Consider the following 25806-nt stretch of genomic DNA (forward strand, 5'->3'; position numbering starts at 1 on the left):
GGGTACCTTAGTGAGCGTCGGGAGGCGGCGCGGTGTTGCCGAACGGGCGCGAAAACAGCACGCTAGCGAGGCCCACCACAAAGCAGAGCGCAACCGCGAGGAATGCGTCAGAGAAAGTCAGCACGAGCGCTTCGCGGATCAGCAAAGTGTGCAGAACGTCGAGACCGGCTGTCGCTGCGTTGAGCGCATCGCCGCCCACTGCGGCCAGATGCGCAGCCTGTTGACGAAGCGCAGCTTCGATAACGGGCCGGCCAGCCGTCACATGCTCGTCGAGACGTTCGTAATGCAGGTTCAGCCGGTCGTTGAGCATCGTGCTGGCAACAGCGATGCCGATGGCGCCGCCCAGATTGCGCATCAAATTGAAAAGCCCGCTGGCGGATTTAAGCCTGGACGGCGGCAGCGACCCGAGCGCCATCGTGACAATTGGCGGAATGCAGAACTGCTGGCCGATACCGCGCAGCGCCTGTGGAATCAGCAGTTCCTGCCAGCCCCACTGGTTCGTCAGCGGCACGTAGAGATACAGGCCGACGCCAAAGCATACGAGACCGAACACCATCAGCCAGCGCATATCGATCACGCGAGCGAGCAGCGAATAGGCCACCAGTGCGACAAGCTGAAAACATCCGACCGACAGCAACGCAAGCCCGATCTGCAGCGAATCGAAACCACGCACGCGGGCAAGGAACACTGGCGTGAGGAACACCGCGCAAAAGATGCCGATGCCGGTAATGAACGACAGCAGGCTGCCGATACCGAAGTTGCGGATCGCCAGTGCGCGCAGATCGACAATCGGTTCTTTAGCCGTGAACGCATGCACGAGGAAGAGAAATCCGCAGATACCGCAGATCCATGCACACGTCAGGATCACGTGATCGCCGAACCAGTTCTTCCGCGGACCTTCCTCAAGCACATATTCAAGGCAGCCCAGAAAGCCCGACATCAGCACGATGCCGGGATAGTCGCCCTTCTTCAGAAGCGAAAGATCGACGTCATCGATGTGGACGAACTTCGGCACCAGCACGGTCACAAAGATACCCGGCACGAGGTTCAGATAGAACAGCCAGTGCCACGACCATTGAGACGTGATCCATCCGCCGATCACCGGGCCAATCGTCGGTGCAAGCGATGCGAGCGCGCCGATCGTCGTGGACGCAACCAGCCGCTGCTTGCCGGGAAACAGCACGAAAGCCGTGGTAAACACCGTGGGAATCATCGCGGCGCCGAGCGCGCCCTGCAAGCCACGAAACAGGATCATCGAGTTGATGTCCCACGCCAGGCCGCACAACATGCTCGTGATCGTGAAGCCAAGCGCGGATGCAGCGAACAGCCAGCGCGTCGAGAACACACGCGTGAGCCAGCCGGACATCGGAATCACCAGGATTTCGGCGATCAGATACGACGTCTGCACCCAGGACAGTTCGTCCTGACTGGCGGACAGGCCGCCGCCAATGTCCCTCAGCGATGAAGCGACGATCTGGATATCGAGCGTCGCCATGAAGAACCCGAGGCACATCAGCGCGAACGCGAAGACTTTCGTGCGCATGGGCTGATCGGCGGGGTTGGCGGGGTGCGCGTGTGTGCGGTTCATGATGGGGCGCCTTGCGCTTACGCGTGACCAGCGAGATGAACCTTCACCGTCGCCGAGAGACCGGGACGCAGCACGCCCTGCATTTCCTTCGGCACATCGAGACGGATACGTACCGGCACACGCTGCACGATCTTCGTGAAGTTGCCGGTGGCGTTTTCCGCGGGCAGCACGCTGAAGGTGGCACCCGTCGCCGGCGCGAGGCTTTCGACGACGCCGTGGATCGCCTCACTGGATGCATCCAGATCGACATCGACCCTGTCGCCGGCGCGCATCTTCTTTAGCTGGTCCTCCTTGAAGTTGGCGTCGATCCACAGACCGTTCGACGGCACGACCGTCAGCAGCGAAACACCCGTATTTGCGAGCAGACCGACGCGCGCGGTGCGGTTGCCGACGTAGCCGTCGATCGGCGAGCGGATCGTCGTGTACTCGACGTTGAGCGCCGCCACGCGCTGCGCCGCCTGTGCGGTGGCGATACGCGCCTCTGCATCGCCGATCTGCGCGTCGAGCACGGCCAGCTGGCGCTGTGCGGCGATGAAAGCGGCATTGCTGCGGTCAACGGCGGCATGCGCCTTCAGCAGATCCGCGTCGGCACGTTCGACGACCTGGTTTGATACTGCGTCGTCTTTCACGAGTTCGCGATAGCGCGTCTGGTCGGCTGCGCTGCGCGTCAGTTCGGCGCCGGACGCCCGCACTTCCGCCGACTGTTCGTTGATCGTCGCGAGCTGCAGCGATTTCTTTGCCTGCAGTTCGGTGACCGCTGCTTTCGCGCTGTCCACTTCCGCGTCGGCCTGTGCGAGCCGTGCGTCGTAGTCGCGCGCATCGAGCCGGATCAACACCTGATTCACATGGACATGCTCGTTGTCTTTCACGAGCACGTCGGTCACGAAGCCATTCACCTTCGGCGCCATCACGGTGACGTCGCCCCCGATGTACGCGTCATCGGTGGTTTCGACGAAACGGCCGGCGAAGAACCAGTACGATCCGGCCGCAACCAGCACGACGAGAACCGCAATGACCGCAAGCAGCATCCATGGGATACGCCGGGCGGGATTGGCACGATCCGCCGCGCTGGCGGGTGCGATAGTCGAAGGAGTAGTGGACATGTTGATATGTGCGTATGCACTTCGTTACCTGAAAAAATCGGCGCGATGGAAGCGCCGGCCGGATGCTGCTTTCCCGCCTTGCGCGGGCTTTAAATCTTCAAATCGCTAGTCTCGGGTCATGGCGAACAGTTCGCGTCGCAGCGCTTCAGCACGCTCAGCGCCGAAGCGCTTTTCGAACTCTTCCTGCGCGGCATACCAGTGAACACGCGCCGCAAGGATCCGCGCTTCGCCGGCTTCAGTCAGACCAATCGACAGTTCGCGCCGGTCTGGTTCGAGCGCTTCGCTAAACACGAGTCCGTCGCGACGCAGCGGCTGGATCGCGCGTACCAGCGTCGTACGTTGCATCACCATCTCATCAGCAAGCTGCTTCATCGTCGCGCGGCGTGCGCGCCGGATTCGGCCCATGATCGAAAACTGCGTCGTCGTCAGACCCACCTGCGCGAGATGACGGTCGTAAAGCTGGGAGACATACCGGGCCGCCTGGCGGATAGCGAAGCAGTCGTCTTCTGTCGGAAATGACATGGATACAGATTCCATCTACAAGTGCGTATGCACACATTTAGGCGAAACAACCGCGGGCGAAACCATCGCTCGCGGCGCGTTATTCCGTGATGTCGAACAGTTCCGAGCGCAGCGCTTTCGCACGGCCCCGGCCGAATTTGCTTTCGAACTCGTCCTGCGCGGCACGCCAGGCAATGGCGGCCTGATCGAAGGTCTTTTCGCCCTTTTCGGTGAGGCTGAACACAAAGGTACGACCGTCATGCTCGGCCGACTCGGTGACAACAAGCCCATCGCGTTGCAGCGGCTTCATGGCGCGCACGAGCGTGGTGCGATCCATGACCATCGCGTCCGCCAGATCCATCATGGTCAGGTTCGGCGTGCGCGCGAGCTTGGCGAGAATCGTGAAATGCGCCGCCGTCAAACCCACGGGCGACAAATGCCGCTCGTATATCTGCGTGACATGCCTCGCCGCCTGACGCAGCGCGAAGCAGTTGCATTCATCGTAGGAAAGAGGTCGGTTCATGAGAGTCAATGTATATGTGCATACGCACACTGTCAAGTATTTTTGCTGAACGGCCACGAGGCTGGTTGATTTCCTGCGCCTGCAGGATCAAAGCGCCAGCACGCTCACACCGACCTCGACGCGATGCGCGCCGCCGCCGAGGATCATCCCGCGCAGCAGCGACACATCGCTGTAATCGCGGCCGGTGGCAAGCGTGACGTGATCCATGTCGGCGAGCACATCGTTGGTCGGGTCGAGATCGATCCAGCCGCTGCCCGGACAATAGACCGACACCCACGCATGGGACGCATCCGCGCCGATCAGCCGTGCCTGTCCGGGCGGCGGATCGTTGCGCAGATAGCCACTGACGTAACGCGCCGGCAGGCCGAGCGAACGCAGGCAGCCGATCATCACCTGCGCGAAGTCCTGACAGACGCCTCGCTTCAATTCGAACGCCCGTTCGGCGGGCGTATCGAACATCGTCGCCGAGGGTTTGTATTCGAAGTCCGCGTGAATGCGATGCATCAGATCGACCGCGCCCGCGGCGATCGGCATGCCCGGCGGAAAGCTCGATAGCGCGTACTCGCGTAACGCGGGACGCAGCACGATATTCGGTGACGCGAAACAGAACTCCGTTTCCGGCCTGAACTGTCCGCCGACGCTAAAGCGCAGCCCATCCGCCACCGCATCCCACTCCGGGGTCGACTCAGGATCGAGCGACGTCCAGCGCGGCGTCAACTGCACCGTCGTTTCACTGACGAGTTGCAGGCGCTCGTGCGGCGTATCGAGCGCGAAATACAGCACGTCGTTACCAAACGCGTCGATGCGGCTATGCACATAGGACGGCGTCGGCTCGATGCGTTCGGTGTGGTTCACGACGCGCTGCCACTCGCACGCGAGCGGCCGGATCGTGGCCAGATGCTGGGCCGTTTCGACGAACGTCGAATAGCGATAGGTCGTGCGATGCGAGACCGACAGCACGGCATGCGCGGCCGTCATGACGACACCCGCAAGGCCAGCGTATTTGCGTGACTGAAATAGCGCGCGCTGATTTCATTCGCCGCGAGCGCGACCAGCGCGTTCAGTTCATTGCACAAATCGACGAGTTCCGTATGGACGCCGTCCTCATCGGTGGCGCAGAGCTGTTCGAGCGTCGGCAGACTTTCGGTGGGCCGCATGAGGCCGGAGAACGTCGTGTGCCGCGAACTGCCAGCGGCGACCGATATCTCATCGAGCTTGCGGGACAGACGCTCATAGACGCCATACAGCCCACGCGGATTGGTCGGCTCGACCACCAGCAGGTCGAGCAGCGCAGGCACCTCCAGCCGGCCCGGATAAAGCGAGCGATACGTCAGCGTGCTGTCGAAAAGTTGCAGCAGCAGATCGAAGCCCGCGGGCGTCGCGAGTTGCTGCCCCTCGGCGACGACGCGCAGATACGCCGTCATCGCCGACACGCGCTCGATATGTCGTCCGACGAATAGCAGACGCCATGCTTCATCGCGCGTCATACGGTCGCCCTGCGCACCGCTGATCGCAGACAGTTGCGTCGAAAGATGTTCAAGCGCGTTGATCAGCGTGACGCGATCGTAGCGGTCATGACGTCCAGCCTGCCCGGCCGCAAAAAGGGACAAGGACGCCGGCGAAAACGAAGAAGGCGTCAGCGTCGTCAACGCGTCGCGGAAATCATTGCGCGCGGCGACGATCGTGCGCCAGTGGTCGCTCGAGAGACGGCCGCGAATCTCGCCGCTCGCGCGCGCCTGCGACGCGAGATTCTGGCCGACGCTGGCCGCGCCCGTGTGCTCATTCAGGTTCGCCACCAGCGTGCGCTCGAACGCCTGCGGCGAACGCTGTGCGAGCAGGTCGACCGCCGGCACGAGGCCGCTCTGCAGCGCGAGTTCGACGAGCGTCGAAAACATCGTGTCGGTGTCGTTGCTTTCCAGCGAGCCGAGGATCAGGCGCAACAGGCGCACGTTGTTTTCCGCGCGTTCGCCGTAACGTCCGGACCAGAACAGGTTCTCCGCGGCGCGGCTCGACACCGTGCGATGCTTGCGCGAAAGATCGCCCGGTTTGATCGGGGAAGGCAACAGCGAAAACGTCGAGAACGGCTGGCTCGACAGCACCCATGTATCGACGCTGCTGCCGCCGAACTGCATCGACACCGTGCTTTGACGTTCAGCGGCAAGACGCGTGAAGCCGCCCGGCATCACATGCCACACGCCGTTGTAATCGGCGATCGCGAACACACGCAGCACCGAAGGCCGGTTGCCAATCGTGCCGTCTTCATAGCGCGGCGTGCAGGAATAGGGCAGCGGTTGCTGGACCGTAAACGCGTCCGGCATCGTTTCAATGCGTTCGCGCCACACGTCGAGCCGCTGCGCGCCCAGCGCCATGCCAGGCGGCCCGTCGCGCTGCGATTCGGGCCACGTCGGCACGAGAAACGCTGCATCCTGCTGCGCGAAGACATCCGCTCGCGCGGCGTCTTCGCCGCACCACCACGTGGGCACATCGGGCAATACGAGTTCTTCGTCGAGCAGCGCATCCGCGATGCCCGCCATGAATCCATGCAGCGCCGGCGATTCGGCGAAACCCGCGCCGGGCACATTCGATACCACCACGTTGCCGGCCCGCATCACCTGAAGCAGACCGGGCACGCCAATCGTCGAATCGGCACGCAGCTCAACCGGATCGCAGAACGCGTCATCGAGCCGGCGCAGCACGACGTGCACGCGTTCCAGTCCTGCGAGCGTCTTCAGGAACAGCATGTCGTCGCGCACCGTGAGGTCCTTGCCCTCGACCAGCGTCACGCCGAGATAGCGCGCAAGAAACGTATGTTCGAAGTACGTTTCGCTATACGGCCCCGGCGTGAGCAGCGCGATATGCGGCGCCTCGTCGTGACCGGCGCGCATCGTGGCACGGGCCAGCTGTGCGAGCGTGCCGACCAGTTGCGAGAACGACGAAGCGAGGCGGCTCACACGCATCGTACGGAACGGATCCGTGAAGAGGCCCGACACGATCATCCGGTTTTCGAGCGCGTAGCCGAGGCCGGACGGTGCTTCCGTGCGATGCGCCATCACGGTCCACCCGCCGTTCGGCGCACGTGCCAGGTCGATCGCGACGAACTGCAGATACTGGCCGCCCGGTGGCACGTAATCCTTCACCGCACGCAGATAGCCCGGATGACCGAATACGAGCGCGGGCGGCAACAGGCCGCGCTGCAGCAGCGTCTGCGGACCGTAGACATCCGCGACGATCGCGTTCAGCAGGTGCGCACGCTGCGTGACGCCGCGCTCGATCTCCGCCCATTCCGCTTCATCGATCAGGAATGGCAGCAGGTCCAGCGACCACGGACGCGACTCGCCATTGTCCGCGTAGACGTTGTAGCTGATGTCGTTGTCACGGATCTGCTGGGCGATGGAAGCTGCGTCCTGATCGAGGTCCGCAACGCCCTCCTCGCCGAGCAGCTCGAAAAACCGGCGCCACGGCTCACGCAGCGTCCCCGACGCGTCGCGCATCTCGTCCCAATGTCCCTCGCGAACGGGCAGCGCGCGCAGGACCGCGAGCGCGTCGGCGAGGCCCGCGTTCGGCTCGAAGGGAAAAGTCGATTGAAAAGCCAAGATCGTGTCGCGTGTTGTTTTTCAGTTCACCAGTAGCGTAGATCCAGCGTGAAGGGAAATTCAAGGCTGCGCTGCGGCGCTTCGACGGAAAGCGGCCCCGGTGTATGGCCGATCGTGAAGAAGCGCGCGCGTCGCCGGCTCTCGGCTTCGTACGCGTTCACCGGGAACGTCTGGTAGTTGCGTCCACCCGGATGAGCGACATGATACTGGCAACCGCCGATGGAGCGCCCTGTCCACGTATCGACGATGTCGAAAGTGAGCGGTGCATCGACGCCAATCGTCGGATGCAATGCCGAAGGTTGCGACCACGCACGAAAGCGCACACCCGCCACATGTTCACTGACGCGTCCTGTCGGTTGCATCGGCAGAGGCACGCCATTCACCGTGATCACATGACGGTTTTCGTTCAGCCCGAGCGCACGCACCTCGATCCGTTCCACTGACGAATCGACATAGCGCACGGTGCCGCCGGGCGAACCTTCTTCGCCCATCACATGCCACGGCTCGAGCGCGCTGCGAATCGTCAGAGAAATGCCGCTCGTCGTGATTTCCCCGACCAGCGGGAAGCGGAACTCGAAGTGCGGCGCGAACCACGACGGGTCGAACGCGTAACCGGCCGCGTTGAGGTCGGAAAGCACATCGTCGAAATCCATCTGCACGAAACTGCCGAGCAGGAAACGGTCGTGCAGTTCCGTGCCCCAGCGCGTGAGACGCGTCGTGTACGGTTTGTCCCAGAAGCGCGCGACGAGCGCCCGCAGCAGCAGTTGCTGCACGAGGCTCATGCGCGCGTGCGGCGGCATTTCGAAGCCGCGCAGTTCCAGCAGGCCAAGGCGGCCGGTCGGGCCATCGGGCGAATACAGCTTGTCGATGCAGAACTCGGCGCGGTGCGTGTTGCCGGTCACATCAATCAGGATATTGCGCAATGCACGGTCGACGAGCCACGAGGGCAACTGCCAGCCATCGCGTCCACCGAGCCGGTCGATCTGACGTTGCAGTTCGAGAAACGCCAGTTCAAGTTCATATACCTGATCATTGCGCGCTTCGTCGACGCGCGGCGCCTGACTCGTCGGTCCGATAAACAGCCCGGAAAACAGGTACGAAAGCGAAGGATGGTTGTGCCAGTACGCGATCAGGCTCGACAGCAGGTCCGGGCGGCGCAGGAACGGACTGTCGGCGGGCGTCGCGCCACCCAGCACGAAGTGATTGCCGCCGCCGGTGCCGGTATGGCGGCCATCCAGCATGAATTTCTCGGTCGACAGATACGTTTCGTGCGCCGACTGATACAGGTATTCGGTGTGATCGACGAGCTGGTCCCAGTTCGACGCCGGATGGATATTCACTTCGATCACGCCCGGATCGGGCGTCACCTGCAGCATCTTCAGACGCGGGTCACGCGGCGGCGGATAGCCTTCGATAATGACCTTCATCTGCAATTCGGCCGCAGTGGCTTCGATCGCGGCGAGCAGGTCGAGGTAGTCGTCGAGCACGGTAAGCGGCGGCATGAAGACGTGCAGCAGCTTGCGTCCGCTGCCGAATTTCTCCGCCTCCACTTTCGGGCCCGCCGCGCGCGCCGGATCGCGTGCTTCGACACACAGCGCCGTGCGCGTCATCCAGCTCGCGGATTCGCCACGCTCGGGCATGCGCTCCGCGGCGCGCGCCCACGCGGCGGCGTCGCCCTCGCCCTCGCCTGCGGGACCGCCTTCGTGCGACGCGCCGTTGTCCGCGCCGAACGCAGCGGCTGTCGCCGGCGCGACCGGTTTGCCTGTGAAACCCGCTTCGTATTGCATCCGCAACTGCGTAGCCGACCGCAACGGCGCAGGCGGCGCAAACGGATCGTGCGTGTGCTGCCACGGGTAATCATTCGACGACACCCACGGCAGCGATTCCAGTGGCAGCCGGTAGCCCATCGGCGAATCGCCGGGGATCAGATACATCCGCTGGTCGCGGAAGAACCACGGCCCGCTCGCCCACTTCGGCCCGTTCAGCGGCGTGTGGCTCGCGCGCGCCAGCGGCAGCACGTAGCCGGTCACGCTGGAAAGCCCCGCATCGAACACGCGACGTAGACGCACACGTTCGAGTTCGTCGTCCAGTTCCGATTCGAACGGGTCGACGTTTACCGGCAGGCGACGCTCGCGCCACAGGTAATACCAGGTGTCCTCGTAGCCGGGCTGGATCGTCTTCGCTTCGAGCGACAGCTTGCCGGCCAGATGATGGATAAAGCGCTGCGCGTCTTCCGCCGTATAGCGGCCCGGGTCGCGTTCGTCCGCGAACAGCGACGGATCCTGCCAGCACGGCTCGCCGTCGGCGCGCCAGTAAAGCGACATCGCCCAGCGCGGCAACTGCTCGCCCGGATACCACTTGCCCTGCCCGATATGCAGGAAGCCATTCGCGCCGTAACGCGTGCGCAGCTTGTCCATCAGCGCGACCGCGTAGCCGCGTTTGGTCGGCCCGAGCGCGTCGGTGTTCCATTCGGCCGCATCGCGATCGCGCACGGCAACGAAAGTCGGCTCGCCGCCCATCGTCAGACGCACGTCCATATCGGCGAGTTGCTGGTCGACCTGCGCGCCCATCTGCAGCACGTCGGTCCACACTTCTTCCGTGTAAGGCTTCGTCACACGCGGCGTTTCCAGCACGCGCTGAATCGTCATCGTGTGCTCGAACTCGACTTCGGATTCGTCGACCGCGCCCGAAATCGGCGCGGCGCTACCCGGCTCCGGCGTGCACGCAACGGGAATATGCCCTTCGCCCGCGAGCAGCCCGGACGTCGGATCGAGCCCGATCCAGCCCGCGCCCGGCAGATAGACCTCGCACCACGCGTGCAGGTCGGTGAAGTCGACTTCGGTGCCGCTGGGGCCGTCGAGCGATTTCGTATCGGGCGCGAGCTGAAGCAGATAGCCGGACACAAACCGCGCCGCCAGGCCCAGCTGGCGAAGCGTTTCCACCATCAGCCAGCCTGAGTCGCGGCACGAGCCCGACGCGTTCACAAGCGTCTCTTCCGGCGTCTGCACGCCTGGCTCCATCCGGATCAGGTAGCGGATATCGCTTTGCAGACGCTGATTGAGGTCGACGAGGAAATCGGCGGTCTTGCGCGGCGTCCGGTCGATGCTCGCGACGAATTCCGCGAAACGCGGCGTCGGCTCGCGTTTCGCGCGGTACGGAGCGAGTTCGAGCGCGAGGCCCGGATCGTATTCGAAGGGAAATTTTTCCGCGGACGGTTCGAGGAAGAAATCGAACGGGTTGTAGACCGCCATCTCCGCGACAAGATCGACGGTTATCCTGAACTCGCGTGTCTTCTCGGGAAAGACGAGCCGCGCCTGATAGTTGGCGAACGCGTCCTGCTGCCAGTTGGTGAAATGCTCTTCCGGGTCGACCCGCATCGAATACGACAGAATGGGCGTTCGACAGTGGGGCGCCGGCCGCAGCCGCACCACCTGCGGCGAAAGTGCGACCGGACGGTCGTAACGATAATGTGTGACATGGGTCAACGCGACACGTATAGACACACCGGACTCCTGCGCAAGGGATGGCAGCCGCAAAAAGCAAGCTTCATGCCGTTTGTTGTGAGACCTCTTGGCCCCGCCCGACAAGGCGGGACGACCTGACCGAACGGATTCATACGACGCGACCGGCGCATTTCCGGTCCGCGCACCAAAGCGGCGCAGCGCTCATGCCCCATCATGCACATAATGCGTGAGAAAGAAATGTTCGGCGACAGGCGCGGCACGGAGATTGCGTCGATGACGCTTTCCGTCGCGCCTTCCCGCGTCCCACCTCTTCAGCGACATCCATGAAAACCTTCCATTGCAACCGATGCTCACAGTTCGTCTTCTTCGAGAACGTGCTGTGCGAGCGCTGCAACGCGTTGCTCGGCTACGTGCCGGAGCTGAGCGAAATCAGCGCCTTCGAGGAAGCGGGCGATGGCCAGTGGCGCAGCCTGCATCCGCGTGCCGGGGGCGCGTTGTACCGGCAATGTCACAACTACGAGGTTGAGAAAGTCTGCAACTGGATGATTCCGGCCGGTTCCGAGGACACGTTGTGCGCCGCCTGCCAGTTGACGCAGACCATTCCCAACCTCAGCGAGCCGGACAATCGCCTGTACTGGTTTCGCCTTGAGAACGCGAAGCGGCGGCTGCTTTACACGCTGGCATCGCTCGGGCTCGAGGTCGAATCACGGCAAAGCGACTCTGACCATGGGCTGGCGTTCGAATTCCTCGAAGATGGGGGCGATGGCGAGCGGGTCATGACTGGCCACGACAACGGCCTGATCACGCTGAACATCGCCGAGGCCGACGACGCGCACCGCGAGCGCGTGCGCAGTGCCATGGGCGAGCCGTATCGCACGCTGCTCGGGCATTTCCGGCATGAGAGCGGTCATTATTTCTTCGACCGGCTGATCGACGGAGGCAAGTGGGTCAAGCCGTTTCGCAAGCTGTTCGGCGACGAGCGGGCCGATTACGGCGAGGCGCTCGATGCCTACTATCAAAGCGGGCCGCCTGCCGACTGGAGCAACGCATATATCAGTGCGTATGCAACCATGCACCCGTGGGAGGACTGGTCCGAGACGTGGGCGCACTACCTGCTGATTGTCGATGCGCTGGATACGGCCGCGTCGTACGGTCTTGCGCTGCTGCCCGACGACCCTGACGAGCCGACGCTCACCGACGCGACGCCCGTTGAGGATGCGAGCTTCGATAACCTGATCAGGCGCTGGTTTCCGTTGACCAACGTGCTGAACAGCCTGAACCGGAGCGTCGGCGTGGCCGATGGCTATCCGTTCACACTGGCGACGGCCGTCATCGACAAGCTGCGCTTCGTGCATCGGGTGATCGTGGCGTCGGCGGTAAAGGACACGGCGCCCCCGAAGAAGGCAGTCCTCTCGGGGACGCCCCGTACCGCTGCGGCGCCGGGGAAGTCATAAGCCCATCAACCCATAAGAAAAGGGCCGCGACAGTCAGACTGTCGCGGCCCTTCCCTGTCGCCTGTTTCGAGGCGGACGCGCGAGGCTACTTCTTCTGCTGCATCAACGTCCTCAGCTCTTCGACGTTTTCCTCCACGCGCTTCTGGATCACAGCATACGACTCCGCCTGCGACTGATACGCAGCCTGCGCCAGTTGCTGCATGTTCGCGAGTGCCTTATGCAGCGTCTGCTGAACAAGTTCGGCCGCCTGAGGCGACGCGCCGCCGCCTGCTGTGGCCAGCGCCTGGAGTTCGCTCAGCGTCGTGCGCAGCATTTCGCCCTGCTTCTGCGCGAGCGACTGCATGCCCTGAAAGGCCGTCTGGTTGGCCGTGACGAGCGCCTCGACGTCCTTGCGCCGCGCTTCCATGATGGCGGGCACGTCGAAGCCAGGCAGTTTGAACTGCTCGAGCATTTTGGTGAATTCGCCAAACGGATTGGCGGCGTCAAATTTTTCCATGCTGGATCCTCCCGGGATTCGTGAACACACAGCCAGACGCGGACATTCAACCTGACCTGCCCGCACATACCGGCCGACCTTTGACATGACATGGCGCGCCGCCCTGAATCCCGATGCCTGCCGGGTAACGGGGACACGTCCCCGGATCATGCGCTTTCTGCCCGCGTTGCGCCAGCGAACGATTCCTGGACGGCAGCGCACACTGCATGGCGGAGACGGTCGGCATTCAAGGCCCAATGCACTATCCTCTGTAACTGGAGCGACGCGCCAGACACCCGGGCGGCGCCATGAGAGGGCCTGAATATGGATGCAGCGACGAGTAATGCGACCCGCATGCGGCGTGTCGCCGATCTGCCTTGCCCAAAGGGCTTGCCGCTGATCGGCAACCTGCATCAGCTTGCACCGGCGAAACTTCATCTGATCCTGGAGCGCTGGGCGGAAGAACTGGGTACGCCGTTCAGATTCCAGATCGCCGGGATGCCCGTCACCGTCTGGACCGATACCGAGCTTTGCCAGACCATCATGCGCGAGCGTCCGCACCGCTATCGCCGGTATGCGACGCTCGAATCGACGCTGGAGGAAATCGGCTGCAACGGCCTCTTTTCCGCCGAAGGGGCGGCGTGGGAGCCGCAGCGGCGGCTCGTGATGCAGGCGCTTTCGATTCCGCATATCAAGGCGTTCTATCCGACGCTCAGCGCGATCACCGAACGCCTGCGCGTGCGTTGGGCACGGGCTGCTGAGCAGGGCAGCGTCGTCGAGATGACGGAGGACCTGAAGCGTTATACGGTGGACGTGACGAGCGCACTCGCGTTCGGCGAGGACCCGCATACGATCGAGAAAGACCGTGGCGTGATTCAGGAGCACCTCGCGCTGATCTTCCCGATGCTGATGACCCGCATCAACGCTCCCTTCCCCTACTGGCATTACGTGAAGCTGCCGCGCGACCGGCGTGTCGACCGTGCGCTGGTCGAAGTGCATCGCTATGTGCGTCAGATGATGGAGCGCGCACGCGAGCATATGCGCGACGATCCCGCGGAAACGCCGCGTCATCTGCTTGAAGCGATGCTGATGATGCGCGACAAACCAGATTCGGGCATCACCGACGACCAGGTTGCCGCCAACGTGCTGACCCTCCTGCTAGCGGGCGAAGACACCACGGCCAATTCGATCGCATGGACCCTGCTCTATCTCGCCAACGACAAGCCATTGCAACAGCGTATGGCCGATGAAGCGCGCGGCGTGCTGGGCACATCGCCCGTATGTCCGGACTATGGCGCATTGAAGTCGCTGGATCTGTTCGAAGCGGTATGTACCGAAGCGAGCCGTTTGAAGCCGGTTGCCGCGGTGAACTCGTTCGAACCGCTGGAAGATGTGTGTCTGCAGGACGTGGTGCTGCCGACCGGTTCGAAGCTTTTTTTCCTGAACCGTCCCGCGATGCTCGATGCACGCAATTTTGCAGAGCCGCTGAAATATGATCCGGACCGCTGGTTGCACCAGCGCGATCCGTCCCAAGGTGCGCATGACATGCGTGCCTATCTGCAGTTTGGTGCGGGGCCGCGAGTGTGCCCAGGGCGACATCTGGCGAGCGTCGAAATGCGGCTTGTGCTGTCGATGCTGATGTCGAATTTCACCGTCGAACTGGCGGTCGACCCGGACACCATCGAAGAAATCTCTGCCTTTACGATGGTGCCCAGTTCGATGCCGGTGAAGCTGGCAGTGCGGCCTTAAGTGCTGCGGCCGCTTTAACGCGGCGTGTTACGCAACGGCCGGGAAGTCGAGCGTCGTGTCGTTCACACGGTTCACGAGGTTCGTGAACGTAATCGACGCCACTGCCAGACAGATTTCGATCACCTGGCGTTCGCTGTAGCCGGCATCACGCACCGCGTCGAGCTCAGCGGCGGGCACGGTGCCACGCGTATCGACCAGCGTGCGAACAAAGCGCACCAGCGCGTCGCGCTTTGCGTCACCGGTTGCATCGCCTGCGCGGACCTGCTTCATTGCGTCCTGTGAAAGACCCGCAAACTTGCCCATTAGCGTATGGGCGGCAATACAGTAGTCACAGCCTGCGATTTCGCTGACGGCAAGCTTGATGGTTTCAACGTCGGCCTTTTCGAGGCTGCCGTGCGAGATAACGCCGTCGACGGCGAGCATCGCACCGAGTCCTTCGGGGCTGTGCGTGCCGATGGTGGCGTAAGCGTTCGGCACCTTGCCGGCGGCCTTCCTGATCGCGGCGAACAGGTCGGCGGTAGCGCCGGTGGCTTCGTTAGGGTTGATAGCGGAAAGACGTGACATGATTGGCTCCATGAGTGTTGGGTTTCGTCTGCTAGCCATGTCATATGGCATGGAAGTCAGTTTAGGCAGACAACGTGAGTTGTTTAATGCCTCAACACTTCAAAGTTATGCTCAATCGGCTCACGCAATGACAGCGGCGCGGTTCGCCCTTTCCTGAGCAAACCGCGCCGCTTTCATTGCAAAACTTCCGGACATCAGACGGCCAGCGCGTTCAGCTAACGCGCCGGAGCCGCCCGCCATCGCCACGCCGGGCGCTCCCGGCCGGCGGATCGCATCAAGCAGACGCTATTCGCGCTCGATTCCAAGACCCGGCAGGACCCGCGTCCCTTCTACCTGGACTGAGTGAAGCAGTTCCGGGTCAAGATCGAGAACGCGGAGAATCGTCGGCGCGACCTGTGTGGTGAGCACGGGCCTGGACACGGTTCGACCGTGCCGGAGTCCCGGGAACGACACCACGAGACCCAGGTGATTGTCGTCAGGCGCATTTCCGCCATGCTCCTCGTCCTTCGACATGCTGGACGTGTAGATCACACCGGGGTTCGGCTGCACGATGATGTCCGGGGTCCGGCCGCGTGCAGGATCGCCAAACAGGGCAGTAAGGCGCGGACCGTACAGGATGTACGCTTCGAGACCGTCCGCACAGATGCCTGGCGCGTTGCAGCCGCGGTTCGCGTTGAGCGTCTTCACAACCGCATCGAGCTGACCGCGGTTGCGCAGCCAGATGAGACCGACGTCGTCAGATTGCACCATGCCCGTATCCACGAGACCCGTACCGTCGTTCAGATTGCCCGACGTCGTGGCGTTCTGGCCAAAGTTGCCCTTGGGGTCGAGATAGTTGCTGGCTTCCAGCAGTTTCGTCAGCGTATCGCCGTTCTTCACCAGCTTCGTATGATCGGTGGGCGACTGACCATGCTTGGCCGTGACGATAATGACCGTCGAGGTATAAAGGTTTTTCTCTTTCAGTTCGGACACGATGCGGCCCAGTGCGTCATCCGCATAGGCAATCGCCTTTGAGACTTGAGGACCCGGCGTGAAACTCGCGTCGAGGTACCCCCCGCCTGTTTCCACGGTTGCCTTTTGAGCCACGCTCAAGGTCTGGAAGTTCGTACCGAACACCGTCGGCACCGAAGCAGCCTTTCCCGTCGAATCTTTACCATCGATCTGGTTGATGATCGCCTGCACGTGGAAGTTATCGAACTGCTCCGTGTGCGTATAAACGTCGGTGTAGTTCTTATTGGTCGCAGGGTCGATCGAGTTGATCTCGGTACGCGCCAGGTCGTCGACACCGCGCCCGGATGGTCCATTGACCCAGTCATAACCCCACGCATGCTTGTCCGCCCAGGCGGTACGCGCACCGTGAATGTGTTCCTTGACGACTTCAAAAACGGTATTCGTCTTGATGTAGTTATGCGGGTAGACGGGCGTGCAGACGCCATCTTTCAATGCACGCGGAATGGCCTGCGGATTGAACGCGCCACCGCCGTCGAGATGGATCAGCGGACCTCCGTTCTGTCCGTCGATTCCGGTTGTCTCATCGAACACGACGTTCCATCCCTGCTTGCCCGTGCAGTGCGTATCCGACGGGGCATAGAGCGTACGGTCATACGACACGTCATAGAAGAGACCTGCGCTCTTCGGCGAGCCGCCTGTCACGAGTGCGGCAAGACCGGGAAAGGAATCCGACAGCCCTGGCGTATGCGCATCCGTGTATGTCACGCCTGATTTCGCCAGCACGGCCAGATTCGGGCACGCGTTCGCGCCAATGCAGCGGGCGACATCCTGCTCATGCAAACCATCGATACTGATGAGAAGCACGCGTTTCGCGTCTTCCATTTCATGAGCCTGTGCCGCCGGGTGCACACCAGCCAGTGCCATCACACCGGCACCGAATGCTGCGCTGAACCCGGACCACTTCCTGGCTTTATCCATGTCTCACCTCGTTGTTGGGCATTGGGGGACCGACCTGCGCCGGCCGATCAATATGGATCCCGTCTGCGAACCTGTGATGAAGCGAGACTTTCAGTTGTCTAACGGCTTGCGTGCCACGTGCGCGCAATGTCGATGGCAGTCGGCCGTGGCGTACCCGACCCGCAAGACTGATACGATGGTCAATCCACTTTGTCCTGACGTTACGTCAACGATGGATCGAATCGACGCGATGAAGGTATTCGTAGCCACGCTTGACGAAGGCAGCCTTGCCGCGGCCGGCCGGCGGCTCGGCCGCTCGCCCGCCGCGGTCAGTCGGGCCATCGCGTTTCTCGAAGCGCACGTCGGCATGGCGCTACTACATCGCACGACACGCACGATCAGGCTGAGCGAGGCGGGCGAGCGCTACGCCGCGTCGTGCCGTCGAATCCTGACCGACCTGGAAGAGGCTGATCTGCTGATTGCCGGGGAGCGCTCGGCGCCACGCGGCACGCTGACGCTAACCGCACCCGTTGCAGCGGGGCAGGATTTTCTGCGCCCGCTTCTCGATGAGTTCGTGGATAAGTATCCGGACGTCACGGCCCGATTACATCTGCTCGACCGCCCGGCGAACCTGATCGACGAAGGAATCGACGTCGCGCTGCGCATTGCGCATCTCGCCGATTCGACGCTCGTCGCACTTCCGCTCGGCGAAGTTCGCCGTGTCGTCGTTGCGTCTCCGCGCTATCTCGCCGGACATTCACGCATCGACGAACCCGCCGATCTCGCGAACCACCAGATCATCTCGATGACGCATTTCGGGGTCGATTCGTGGAGCTTTCCTTCATCGAACAATTCCGCCGTGCCTCAAACAGTGCAATTCACGCCACGTTTGATCGTCAACAGCGTAGAGGGCGCGCTGGCTTCCGCCGTCGAGGGACACGGCGTGACGCGGCTCTTTTCCTATCACGTCGCCGATCAGGTGCGGGACGGCTCGTTGCGGATCGTGCTCACCGGCCACGAACACGCGCCGCTTCCGGTTCATCTGCTCACGCCGCATGGCCGCCTGACCGTGCCGAAAGTCCGCTCGTTCGTTGACTTCGCGGTTCCGCGTCTGCGCGCGCTCTTCAGCGAACTAAAGGGCATCACCGATCCCGATTGAACCGCTGCACGGAAGAATGTCTACCGCACTGCGGCGATTCTCTCGCGCCGCGTTCGCATCTAGACTCCTCCCATCAGAAGCGGTGCCAGAGGAGTCAATCATGTCCCTTCAGAAGCGGCTCGATGCCATCAAGGCGGACTTCAACGTCGAGGAGGCCGTATGAGCCAGCCAGCCAATGTGCTTGCCCAGACGGCGAACTTCGCGGACCCGGCCAGCTATGCCGGCCGCAACACGCTCTACTGGCGCCGCAACCTCGTCATTTGCGTGATCGGCTCGTTCACCACGCTCGTCAGCCTGAGCATGTTGCTGCCGTTTCTTCCACTCTATGTACAGCAACTCGGCGTCACCTCGCCGGCGGCGGTAGTGCAGTGGTCAGGTGTCGCCTTCGGTGCGACCTTCCTTGGCACTGCCCTCACGGCACCGCTCTGGGGTCGTCTCGCCGACCGGTACGGCCGCAAACCGATGCTCGTACGGGCAGCGGTCGGCATGGCCATCGTGATGTCGTTGATCGGCATGGCGCACAACGTCTACGAACTCGTGGCGCTGCGGCTGGCCGCCGGATTGATCGGAGGATATGCATCGGCGTCGATCGTGATGATCGGCACCCAGGCGCCTCGCGAACGTGCCGGCTGGGCCCTCGGCATCCTTTCAACCGGGGCGCTCGCCGGCAACCTGGCCGGTCCGCTGGTGGGCGGGTTCCTGCCCTCGCTGATCAGCATTCGAAGCACGTTTTTCGCGGGCGGCGCCATGATTGCTGTGGCCGCCATCCTCACGGTCCTGCTGGTGCGCGAAGATTTTCGCCCCGCGTCCGATGTAAAAAATCGCCCCGCGGCCAACGCGGTCGCATCAAAGGCCGCGAACCGCGCGGTTACGATCACCCTGCTTCTGACCGCGATGATGGTGCTCCTTGCCAACATGTCGATCGAGCCGATCATCACCGTGTATATCGGGCACCTCAACGTGCCGGCAGACCACCTTGCGCGCACCGCCGGCATCGTGATGGCATGTTCCGCGTTTGGCAGCATGCTGACCGCAGCACGCCTCGGCGCGCTCGCCGATCGCATTGGCAGCTGGAACGTGATTATCGGCTGCCTGGTGCTGACCGGCCTGGTGATGGTGCCGCAGGCGTTCGTCACACACTGGTGGCAACTGGCGGCCTTGCGTGGATTGATGGGCATGACGCTCGCCGGCTTGCTGCCGTCGATCGCGAAACTGGTACGGCATTCCGCCGCTGACCACGAGTCGGGAAAGATGCTCGGCTATCTGCAGTCGGCGCAGTTCGCCGGTCAGGTTGTCGGGCCGCTGATTGGTGGATTCATCGGCGTGCACATCGGGCTGCATTCGGTGTTCTTCGTTACAGGCTCGTTGCTGATCGCCTGTGCGGTGCTGGGCCAGTGGGCGCGTAACCGCCCGGGGCAAGCCGCGTGATGTTTCAACCAGCCGGATTTGACATGGGTCGAACGGCGATTTGTCTCTCCGCCGCAAATGCACGTGCGGCCTGAAATGCGATCGGTTGCGCAAGGCGCTGACACGCTGACCCCGGCGCGGTGAGGCGTCACTCATGGAAACAGTCGTTCGCCTCCCGGCCGGCCCGGTCCGAGGCTTTAGCCGGCCGATCACATATATCATGTTGTGATATATAATTGAATCAAAGTCCAGACACCGGGATCTGGTTTGGATCGAAGACACGACTGCAGCCCGGACACCTGAACCGGCGAGGGCAGTTGCGTTGCCGCTGCAAAGGACTTCAGGGATTTCCGGGACGTCATGTCGGGTGACGCAAAGGAGGCGTGATGGTCATCAATAGCGACTTTGAGATCGGCTATCTGCTGATCACATTCGCGCTGCTGGGCATCATCCTGGTTGGCGACCTGCTCAGCGCGCTGCAGTTGCAGCGCTGGCACCCCAAGCTGCTGGGTGCAGCAGTCGGTGCGTTATTGGGCTTCGCGCTGATCGAGGCTGTGCCCATGTTCACCTGAACAATTTCGCGGCGGAACCGATTCGCTCACTCGATAGACGACATCGCGAAAGCCTGTAAAGGAATCGATGATGGCCCCGTTCAACCGGATCCTGCTCTGCTACGACGCCACACCGGAGGGGCAGCTTGCTCTTCGCTGCGGTGCAGCGCTTGCGCAGCAGTTGCACGCGGAGACCCATCTGCTCTCGATCTTCGACTGCACATACTGGTCAAGCGGGTTCGACGTTCTGTCGTCGATGAAATTCGAGATCGATGAGCAGGCGGCAAGGGAGACGCTACGCGAGGGTATCGAACGACTGCGGGCATGGGGGGTGACTGCGACGGGACACTATTCGACAGGAAACGCGGTCGACCACATTTCCCGCCTCGCGGATTCTTTGAAGGTCGACCTCATCGTCATTGGACATCATCCGCACGGATTTTTTGCGCGATGGTGGGAGGGAGAAAACCACGCACTGCTGCTCGACCGCGTGTCTTGCGGCGTCCTGTTCGAGGTGGCCAGGTGACGGCCATGCGCGAGTTCGAAAGGGGATAGCGCAATGAACGAGCAGTCGTACGAAAACTACAGGGGCTTCCAGATCTGGGCATGCGCACAAATTGATCCGGTGGCCGGCGAAGGCCTGGAACTGGGCGCCATCTACCAACCGGTGGCCGTGATCCAGTGGGACGACCGCACCGGCGCATCCAGGAAGAAGCTACTGTGCGATCCGAAGCTACGGGGTTACCAGAGCTCCGGAGATGCCCTGAGAATCGCCGCCGCAATGGCGAAGCGCTATATCGACACCACCCTTATGGGCGTCTGCGTCGCGTAAGCGGACGGGGTCGAAGGCGAAAGGAGATTGCTATGAATATCGACTTTTACTGGGTGCTGTTCTTTCTCGCATTATTCGTCTTTGCCGCGATCGGATTCGGACTGTCCGCGCTTGTCCCTGGTGGACGTGTCAACCACCAATCGTCTATCAAGCACCGCGGAAGACATTCCTGAGGGAAACAGGAAAAAGCTGGAATCTGCATGTCAATCAGCTACGTCATCCTGATCGAAAGCACGCCATCAGGAAGTAGCGGCTGTAATCGAAACGGAGGCGGCTATGATGGATCTTCTTGTGCAGTTCGTTGTTGTGGCCGCAATACTTGCGATGCTGGTTCTTTTCATCGTGGCACTCGATCGCCGGCCCCATCTCCGTGAACGGGAGCCACGGCCGGTATCCCGCCGGCACTGGCGGAACCGCGTGCACAACGGACACTGACGGACATTGGCGCTACCGCGGCGCCCGTCTGGCGATCGGCGCCTGCGTCCGTCTGCTGCCCGGACAGCAGCCATCTGGCCACTTCGACAATCATGGCCTCCTGGTATCAAACCGATGTCCAACGGGCGTCGGCCTGCGGTGCACCACGACGTCTACAGCCCCCAGATGATGTCGGCATTCTGTTTGCGGGCTTCACGCATCATGTCGAGAAACGGCCATGCTCGCTGCGAAAGTCCACCGCCTGATTCCTGACGGCGCTCGCGGGAATATTGCAGTGATTCGAGTGCAACCTCCGCCTTCTCGTCGTTCGAGATAGCCGCCTCCAGGCGGCTGATGGCACGGGGCAGTTCGTCGTGCAGGATGACGCCACGCGTATCGAGGTGCTTGCCGACGAGCCCCAGCAGATACTGGGCGAGATCCCTCAGCATCACGACATCAGGCGTCGCGGGCGATTGAAATGTGATCAGCATGATGGCTCCCTGCTTCGATGTGTATCGCACCATCGCACCGGAAAGCCGTTGGGGGCAACGCGATTGACGCGCGTCTCAATGCGGCAGACGGAAAATCGTCGGACATCCCCAACCAGCCAGCCGGGTGATGCCCTCATTTCACGCAACACGTCTTTCACGCTGTGACGCGACGCGATCCGGGGCAACCGGTGATCGTCTACAGTGACGACATCCAGAACTCCGGGATGACCGGCTTTGCTCAACGGAGCACAGCATTCCCATGGGCGCGCGCAACCCGGGAGAATCATCCTTGCAGTTTCTTGCCGATTGCTCCTGCTCAATTACCAGTGACGAGGAGATCTGCCTTCATTTTATATCACAGTGTGATCTATTCAAGCTGGAAAGACTATTGCTGTCGTCGACCGCAATCTCCAGGCTGTCGATCGGCTCAACCATATCCGCCTCCTTAGGCTAGCGCTTTCTACTGCGGGGAAGGCGGATTCAAAAGCTTGCTCAACGGCTTCAGTGAGCCTATTGGGAGGAGCGAAAATGTCATTAAGTGCGCTTTCCCCAAGGGAAGTGCCTCAAGCATGTCATGCGCTTGACTGACGTCCGTAACGTTCAGGATGAACGCCACCCCAGCCCGGTCTTGCAGTGAATACCACTGGTCAATCTTGCCCTCGAGGTAGAGCTGCGCCGTCTCGCGAACTTCGGTCGGAAGAATGTGTTGGACAAGTTGCATGTCCGTGCCCGGTGGAAAGGTGCCAATTGCAAATATCTTCGTGGTTGGCGTGGTTGGCATCGGAGCGGTTTGCGCCATGGAGACTCCAGCAGAAGCGACCAGCACAGAGGCTGCTGTCAAATTAAGAAGAAGGCGTTTCATCCAACGTCCAGCACCGACATGTCAGCGGAGATTCCGGCCAGTTGGGCAAGATCGGCGGTGGCAGCAAGCCCACGCGTGTGAAAGTGGTCGAGGGCGCCCAGTTGCTGTGGTGTGAGCGGCTTATCCTCTGGCCCAAGGACCGTGAGTGCGAGCTTCAGCCGCTCGGTCAGGCCGGTCGCGCGATAGTGTTCGCGTACGCCATCAAGTGCATCAGTCATTGCAAAATCCCCACTGCTTCGATCGATAGATCGTTCGTTACGGCAACTCTTCAATACAAGGAGGCTGGCGCGAGGCCACACCAGATGCCGTATTCAGCGCTTCGGCTTCTGGTCCCGTCAGATAGCAATCGCGGAAGCGCTCATCGACGCGTTCCCACATCCGTTTCGAAAACAGCAGCGCTGCGTTGAGCGGGCGATGATTGATGACCACGGAATCCGTCTCGCCCTGTTCGTTCAGATGCGCGACGACCACCGTTTCGATCGGCACGCCCTGGATCTGCGACCGATAGGATTCCATGTACAAACCGTTGCCGATCTCGCCCTTGTAGCTGTGATGCTGGAATTCGTAGAGCGAGACCGCGTGTTTGATCACGGAAAGAATATCGGCTCGTCCCTCGATCGGACGCTTCAGGACGGTGGCTTCGAGCGTCGCGCTTTCGGCGAGCCTCGCCAGCCAGAGCGGCGGAACGCCTGCGGGCGCCAGCACGGGGGCTGTGTCGTTGAATTTCATGCTGGGCGCTCCAGTTACGGTTTGCTCGTCATGACTGCGCTAGCGGCATCGAGCGCTGCTTCGAGCGTGATGCGCGCCTTTTCGAGGCGGCGTCGCGCGAGGCGTCCAACACCCGCGCCGCGCTCAGACTCGCCCGCCAGCAGCGCATGAATATCGGGCAGCATCCAGATCGCGCCGCGCGTCCCCCAGGCGCCATCCGGAATCTCGGTCGGAAAGACCCAGACGCGCGGCGCGACGTCATCGAACGGCCGGTTCTCCGCGCGCGCCACCGCTTCCGTGACGTTTCTGACGAGCGAGCGACGCGATTCGTCGGTGTATTGCCCTTCGGGTGCAGACGGAATGATCCGGTAGCGTATCGTGTTCGTGCGTTCGCCGCCGATGTAGATCGCAGCAGGCCGATGAAGATGGAACACGGTGACACGCTGTGCGATCGGATTGGCGGGATCGTACCCTTCCGCCTTGATGAGGATGTCGGTCAGTTCCTTGACGAGGCGCGCTTCGGCCTCGGGCGTCAAGGCGTCTTCGGGCCACAGTGCATCGATCATTGGCATGGTGCTGCTCCTGCTTTCAGGTTATTGGATGTGGCCATGATCGGGGGTTTACTCGTGCGGCCGGAAGTGGCAGCATCGCCATTATTCAGGGAATTTCAGACACGCAATGGCCATCGTCCGCATCTGGGTCTATGACGGAATCCTCGCGTCCGGCGTCGCGGGTCCTGTTGACGTCTTCAGCGCGGCCAATCAGTTCCGTGCGCGCAAGGCTGCACCGGGCACGACATCCGCGCCCGTGTTTGCATGGCGCGTGGAATCTCTCGACGGGCAACCCGTCACGGCTGCGTCGGGCCAGACCATTCACGTCGACGGCAAGATCGACCCGCGCAAACGGGCGGACGCCGTTCTGCTGACGGCACCGTTTTTCTCGAACATCGACGAGTTCATCGGGCGCCGCGAGCAGTTGAACGCGCTGTCTTCCGCACTGCGGCGTCAACGCAAGGCAGGTGCCGTGCTGGCGGCTTATTGCACGGCCAACTACCTGCTCGCCGAGGCGGGCCTGCTGGATGGCCGCGCCGCAACGACGCACTGGGCGAGAGCCGCGGACTTCGCGCGCCGCTATCCGCGTGTCGAAGTTCGCGCACAGGAACTGCTGATCGCGCAAGACGGCATCATCTCGGGCGGTTCCGTGACGTCGTATCTGAATCTCGCGGTGCGGCTCGTCGAAACATTCGCCGGCGAAGAACTCGCCACGATGACCGCGAAGGCGCTGTTGATCGACATGAACCGGACTTCGCAGGCTTCCTTTACAACGCTTCTCGACGAACATGGGCATACCGACACGCTCGTTGCGCGCGCCCAGCAGCAGATGGAGGCTACGTTGCAGCAGGGATTCCGGTTGAGCGATCTGGCGGCGTCGCTTGCGGTCAGCGAACGCACGCTCAATCGCCGTTTCAAGGAAGCCGTCGGGCTCGCACCCTTGACGTATCTGCAGAATCTGCGCATCGAGGTCGCGAAAAGGTTGCTGGAAACGCGGCCAATTGGGCTTGAGGCGGTGAGTCAGCGGGTCGGTTATGGCGATATCAGCACATTTCGGCAATTGTTCAAGCGCAAGACCGGGTTGTCGCCGAGTGAATATCAAATGCGGTTCTCGCGTGCCACGGCGGAGAATATAGAAGCCGGGTCAGGCCGCGACGGCGGCTGAGGTCTCGCGAGATCATCACGCTGCAGCCCTCGTCATATCCCTCCCTCTTTCCCCGCACTGCCCTTTTTGTATCTCAACGTATCTACAACAGATAGGGATACGCACGCTTACACACAACCGACTTTCGGACACGAGCGGGATACGTTCATCCGCTCAAATACGCCCATCGCGAGCAAAACACCGCACCGCAAAAACTGGGCTTACCGAGGTAGTGCATATGCAACACGAGTCGAACGGAACCGTTGAACTGGACCGCACCGCGGATGAACCGCTGAGCAGCCAGATCGCGCGCGATTGTCTGCTGACGCGCGCCCGGCAGATCTCCCGCGTCTTGACTTCCGTCTATGACGACGCGTTGCGTCCGTTCGGCATCGTGGCGCCGCAGTTCTCATTGCTCGTGCTGATCGCGGAGTTCGGGCCTATTAGCCGCTCAGATCTGGGCCGACGGAATCATCACGAGCGCTCGACGCTGACAAGGAATCTGCAGCCGCTGATCGCGCAGGGCTGGGTTGCCGAGGGCGTCCCGGAAAGCGATGGTCGAAGCCGCCCTCTCTCGCTCACGCACGAAGGCAAGGCGCTGCTCAAAAACGCCGCGAGCGCGTGGTCGGCTGCACAGAGCCGCGCGACGCGCCTCCTCGGCGAAGGCTGCGCCCACGAGCTCATGAATATCGCGCGCAAATTGCCGCTGCGCATGGTCTGAAGTTTTTCGGTCGATGTTGCATATGCAAGATTGACCAACGCCTG

The 25806-nt window shown here is 62.1% G+C and carries 25 protein-coding genes; 10 read left to right on the forward strand and 15 right to left on the reverse strand.

The window, feature by feature from the left end:
* Positions 1-7 precede the first annotated feature (7 nt).
* From P3T21_RS11455 to P3T21_RS11485, 7 genes are all read right to left on the reverse strand, one after another.
* On the reverse strand, positions 8-1588 hold the full coding sequence (locus P3T21_RS11455; protein ID WP_429256043.1) for a DHA2 family efflux MFS transporter permease subunit: 1581 nt from the start codon (positions 1586-1588) through the stop codon (positions 8-10).
* Between the two features lie 17 nt (positions 1589-1605).
* On the reverse strand, positions 1606-2691 hold the full coding sequence (locus tag P3T21_RS11460) for an HlyD family secretion protein (protein ID WP_429256044.1): 1086 nt from the start codon (positions 2689-2691) through the stop codon (positions 1606-1608).
* A 105-nt stretch (positions 2692-2796) separates the two neighbouring features.
* Complete coding sequence (locus P3T21_RS11465; protein WP_429256045.1) at positions 2797-3213, reverse strand: MarR family winged helix-turn-helix transcriptional regulator; 417 nt, start codon at positions 3211-3213, stop codon at positions 2797-2799.
* A 79-nt stretch (positions 3214-3292) separates the two neighbouring features.
* Positions 3293-3715, reverse strand: coding sequence for a MarR family winged helix-turn-helix transcriptional regulator (locus P3T21_RS11470; RefSeq protein WP_429256046.1), 423 nt, complete (start codon positions 3713-3715; stop codon positions 3293-3295).
* An 87-nt stretch (positions 3716-3802) separates the two neighbouring features.
* The gene (locus P3T21_RS11475; protein WP_429256047.1) at positions 3803-4693 is read right to left on the reverse strand and encodes a transglutaminase family protein; all 891 of its coding nucleotides are present in this window, start codon (positions 4691-4693) and stop codon (positions 3803-3805) included.
* A complete protein-coding gene (locus P3T21_RS11480; protein WP_429256048.1) occupies positions 4690-7308 on the reverse strand; it encodes a circularly permuted type 2 ATP-grasp protein in 2619 nt (872 codons plus the stop codon). Before P3T21_RS11480 ends, P3T21_RS11475 begins: the two co-directional genes overlap by 4 nt.
* Before the next feature lie 26 nt (positions 7309-7334).
* Positions 7335-10811: a DUF2126 domain-containing protein gene (locus P3T21_RS11485; RefSeq protein WP_429256049.1), complete on the reverse strand. Its 3477-nt coding sequence runs from the start codon at positions 10809-10811 to the stop codon at positions 7335-7337.
* 284 nt (positions 10812-11095) lie between these two features.
* Between P3T21_RS11485 and P3T21_RS11490 the strand changes: the two genes are divergently transcribed.
* Positions 11096-12226 carry a zinc-binding metallopeptidase family protein gene (locus P3T21_RS11490; protein WP_429256050.1) on the forward strand — a complete coding sequence of 377 codons (1131 nt, stop codon included), beginning with the start codon at positions 11096-11098 and terminating at the stop codon, positions 12224-12226.
* Positions 12227-12311: 85 nt separating this feature from the next.
* Here the strand turns inward: P3T21_RS11490 and P3T21_RS11495 are convergent, their stop codons facing one another.
* Positions 12312-12722 carry a phasin family protein gene (locus P3T21_RS11495; protein ID WP_429256051.1) on the reverse strand — a complete coding sequence of 137 codons (411 nt, stop codon included), beginning with the start codon at positions 12720-12722 and terminating at the stop codon, positions 12312-12314.
* Between the two features lie 303 nt (positions 12723-13025).
* Between P3T21_RS11495 and P3T21_RS11500 the strand changes: the two genes are divergently transcribed.
* Positions 13026-14450 (forward strand): cytochrome P450, encoded by a 1425-nt coding sequence (locus P3T21_RS11500; protein ID WP_429256052.1) that lies wholly within the window; start codon positions 13026-13028, stop codon positions 14448-14450.
* A 27-nt stretch (positions 14451-14477) separates the two neighbouring features.
* On the opposite strand, the gene P3T21_RS11505 is transcribed toward P3T21_RS11500, so the two are convergent.
* Together P3T21_RS11505 and P3T21_RS11510 are read right to left on the reverse strand one after the other, a co-directional pair.
* A complete protein-coding gene (locus P3T21_RS11505; RefSeq protein ID WP_429256053.1) occupies positions 14478-15014 on the reverse strand; it encodes a carboxymuconolactone decarboxylase family protein in 537 nt (178 codons plus the stop codon).
* A gap of 285 nt (positions 15015-15299) precedes the next feature.
* On the reverse strand, positions 15300-16943 hold the full coding sequence (locus P3T21_RS11510) for an alkaline phosphatase family protein (protein ID WP_429256054.1): 1644 nt from the start codon (positions 16941-16943) through the stop codon (positions 15300-15302).
* A gap of 211 nt (positions 16944-17154) precedes the next feature.
* Between P3T21_RS11510 and P3T21_RS11515 the strand changes: the two genes are divergently transcribed.
* From P3T21_RS11515 to P3T21_RS11540, 6 genes are all read left to right on the forward strand, one after another.
* The gene (locus tag P3T21_RS11515) at positions 17155-18081 is read left to right on the forward strand and encodes a LysR family transcriptional regulator (protein ID WP_429256055.1); all 927 of its coding nucleotides are present in this window, start codon (positions 17155-17157) and stop codon (positions 18079-18081) included.
* A gap of 159 nt (positions 18082-18240) precedes the next feature.
* Positions 18241-19509 (forward strand): MFS transporter, encoded by a 1269-nt coding sequence (locus P3T21_RS11520; protein ID WP_429256056.1) that lies wholly within the window; start codon positions 18241-18243, stop codon positions 19507-19509.
* A 365-nt stretch (positions 19510-19874) separates the two neighbouring features.
* Positions 19875-20060: a hypothetical protein gene (locus P3T21_RS11525; RefSeq protein WP_429256057.1), complete on the forward strand. Its 186-nt coding sequence runs from the start codon at positions 19875-19877 to the stop codon at positions 20058-20060.
* Between the two features lie 70 nt (positions 20061-20130).
* A complete protein-coding gene (locus tag P3T21_RS11530; RefSeq protein WP_429256058.1) occupies positions 20131-20565 on the forward strand; it encodes a universal stress protein in 435 nt (144 codons plus the stop codon).
* Between the two features lie 33 nt (positions 20566-20598).
* Positions 20599-20871 (forward strand): hypothetical protein, encoded by a 273-nt coding sequence (locus P3T21_RS11535; RefSeq protein ID WP_429256059.1) that lies wholly within the window; start codon positions 20599-20601, stop codon positions 20869-20871.
* 32 nt (positions 20872-20903) lie between these two features.
* Entirely contained in the window at positions 20904-21044 is a 141-nt protein-coding gene (locus tag P3T21_RS11540; protein ID WP_429256060.1) for a hypothetical protein, read from the forward strand.
* Between the two features lie 414 nt (positions 21045-21458).
* Here P3T21_RS11540 and P3T21_RS11545 read toward each other — a convergent pair whose 3' ends face one another.
* From P3T21_RS11545 to P3T21_RS11565, 5 genes are all read right to left on the reverse strand, one after another.
* On the reverse strand, positions 21459-21776 hold the full coding sequence (locus tag P3T21_RS11545) for a DUF1840 domain-containing protein (protein ID WP_429256061.1): 318 nt from the start codon (positions 21774-21776) through the stop codon (positions 21459-21461).
* Between the two features lie 460 nt (positions 21777-22236).
* Positions 22237-22638 (reverse strand): hypothetical protein, encoded by a 402-nt coding sequence (locus P3T21_RS11550; protein WP_429256062.1) that lies wholly within the window; start codon positions 22636-22638, stop codon positions 22237-22239.
* Positions 22635-22856, reverse strand: a complete 222-nt coding sequence (locus P3T21_RS11555) for a hypothetical protein (RefSeq protein ID WP_429256063.1) — start codon at positions 22854-22856, stop codon at positions 22635-22637. Before P3T21_RS11555 ends, P3T21_RS11550 begins: the two co-directional genes overlap by 4 nt.
* 37 nt (positions 22857-22893) lie before the next feature.
* Positions 22894-23367 carry a hypothetical protein gene (locus P3T21_RS11560; RefSeq protein WP_429256064.1) on the reverse strand — a complete coding sequence of 158 codons (474 nt, stop codon included), beginning with the start codon at positions 23365-23367 and terminating at the stop codon, positions 22894-22896.
* A 14-nt stretch (positions 23368-23381) separates the two neighbouring features.
* Positions 23382-23918 (reverse strand): tautomerase family protein, encoded by a 537-nt coding sequence (locus tag P3T21_RS11565; protein WP_429256065.1) that lies wholly within the window; start codon positions 23916-23918, stop codon positions 23382-23384.
* A 106-nt stretch (positions 23919-24024) separates the two neighbouring features.
* On the opposite strand from P3T21_RS11565, the gene P3T21_RS11570 reads away from it, so the two are divergent.
* Positions 24025-25062, forward strand: a complete 1038-nt coding sequence (locus P3T21_RS11570) for a GlxA family transcriptional regulator (protein ID WP_429256066.1) — start codon at positions 24025-24027, stop codon at positions 25060-25062.
* A 217-nt stretch (positions 25063-25279) separates the two neighbouring features.
* Entirely contained in the window at positions 25280-25762 is a 483-nt protein-coding gene (locus P3T21_RS11575) for a MarR family winged helix-turn-helix transcriptional regulator (RefSeq protein ID WP_429256067.1), read from the forward strand.
* The last annotated feature ends 44 nt before the right edge of the window (positions 25763-25806 follow it).

Origin of the sequence: Paraburkholderia sp. GAS334, from assembly GCF_050436625.1 — a bacterium.
Lineage (GTDB): Bacteria > Pseudomonadota > Gammaproteobacteria > Burkholderiales > Burkholderiaceae > Paraburkholderia.

What these genes read in the sequence shown, in the direction of transcription:
- P3T21_RS11550 (WP_429256062.1), bottom strand. Translation starts at nt 22,638, where the DNA reads ATGAAACGCCTTCTTCTTAATTTGACAGCAGCCTCTGTGCTGGTCGCT.
- P3T21_RS11525 (WP_429256057.1), top strand. Translation starts at nt 19,875, where the DNA reads ATGGTCATCAATAGCGACTTTGAGATCGGCTATCTGCTGATCACATTC.
- P3T21_RS11545 (WP_429256061.1), bottom strand. Translation starts at nt 21,776, where the DNA reads ATGCTGATCACATTTCAATCGCCCGCGACGCCTGATGTCGTGATGCTG.
- P3T21_RS11555 (WP_429256063.1), bottom strand. Translation starts at nt 22,856, where the DNA reads ATGACTGATGCACTTGATGGCGTACGCGAACACTATCGCGCGACCGGC.
- P3T21_RS11500 (WP_429256052.1), top strand. Translation starts at nt 13,026, where the DNA reads ATGGATGCAGCGACGAGTAATGCGACCCGCATGCGGCGTGTCGCCGAT.
- P3T21_RS11495 (WP_429256051.1), bottom strand. Translation starts at nt 12,722, where the DNA reads ATGGAAAAATTTGACGCCGCCAATCCGTTTGGCGAATTCACCAAAATG.
- P3T21_RS11540 (WP_429256060.1), top strand. Translation starts at nt 20,904, where the DNA reads ATGAATATCGACTTTTACTGGGTGCTGTTCTTTCTCGCATTATTCGTC.
- P3T21_RS11520 (WP_429256056.1), top strand. Translation starts at nt 18,241, where the DNA reads ATGAGCCAGCCAGCCAATGTGCTTGCCCAGACGGCGAACTTCGCGGAC.
- P3T21_RS11455 (WP_429256043.1), bottom strand. Translation starts at nt 1,588, where the DNA reads ATGAACCGCACACACGCGCACCCCGCCAACCCCGCCGATCAGCCCATG.
- P3T21_RS11535 (WP_429256059.1), top strand. Translation starts at nt 20,599, where the DNA reads ATGAACGAGCAGTCGTACGAAAACTACAGGGGCTTCCAGATCTGGGCA.
- P3T21_RS11575 (WP_429256067.1), top strand. Translation starts at nt 25,280, where the DNA reads ATGCAACACGAGTCGAACGGAACCGTTGAACTGGACCGCACCGCGGAT.
- P3T21_RS11565 (WP_429256065.1), bottom strand. Translation starts at nt 23,918, where the DNA reads ATGCCAATGATCGATGCACTGTGGCCCGAAGACGCCTTGACGCCCGAG.
- P3T21_RS11490 (WP_429256050.1), top strand. Translation starts at nt 11,096, where the DNA reads ATGAAAACCTTCCATTGCAACCGATGCTCACAGTTCGTCTTCTTCGAG.
- P3T21_RS11570 (WP_429256066.1), top strand. Translation starts at nt 24,025, where the DNA reads ATGGCCATCGTCCGCATCTGGGTCTATGACGGAATCCTCGCGTCCGGC.
- P3T21_RS11465 (WP_429256045.1), bottom strand. Translation starts at nt 3,213, where the DNA reads ATGTCATTTCCGACAGAAGACGACTGCTTCGCTATCCGCCAGGCGGCC.
- P3T21_RS11470 (WP_429256046.1), bottom strand. Translation starts at nt 3,715, where the DNA reads ATGAACCGACCTCTTTCCTACGATGAATGCAACTGCTTCGCGCTGCGT.
- P3T21_RS11505 (WP_429256053.1), bottom strand. Translation starts at nt 15,014, where the DNA reads ATGTCACGTCTTTCCGCTATCAACCCTAACGAAGCCACCGGCGCTACC.
- P3T21_RS11510 (WP_429256054.1), bottom strand. Translation starts at nt 16,943, where the DNA reads ATGGATAAAGCCAGGAAGTGGTCCGGGTTCAGCGCAGCATTCGGTGCC.
- P3T21_RS11560 (WP_429256064.1), bottom strand. Translation starts at nt 23,367, where the DNA reads ATGAAATTCAACGACACAGCCCCCGTGCTGGCGCCCGCAGGCGTTCCG.
- P3T21_RS11515 (WP_429256055.1), top strand. Translation starts at nt 17,155, where the DNA reads ATGGATCGAATCGACGCGATGAAGGTATTCGTAGCCACGCTTGACGAA.
- P3T21_RS11530 (WP_429256058.1), top strand. Translation starts at nt 20,131, where the DNA reads ATGGCCCCGTTCAACCGGATCCTGCTCTGCTACGACGCCACACCGGAG.
- P3T21_RS11475 (WP_429256047.1), bottom strand. Translation starts at nt 4,693, where the DNA reads ATGACGGCCGCGCATGCCGTGCTGTCGGTCTCGCATCGCACGACCTAT.
- P3T21_RS11460 (WP_429256044.1), bottom strand. Translation starts at nt 2,691, where the DNA reads ATGTCCACTACTCCTTCGACTATCGCACCCGCCAGCGCGGCGGATCGT.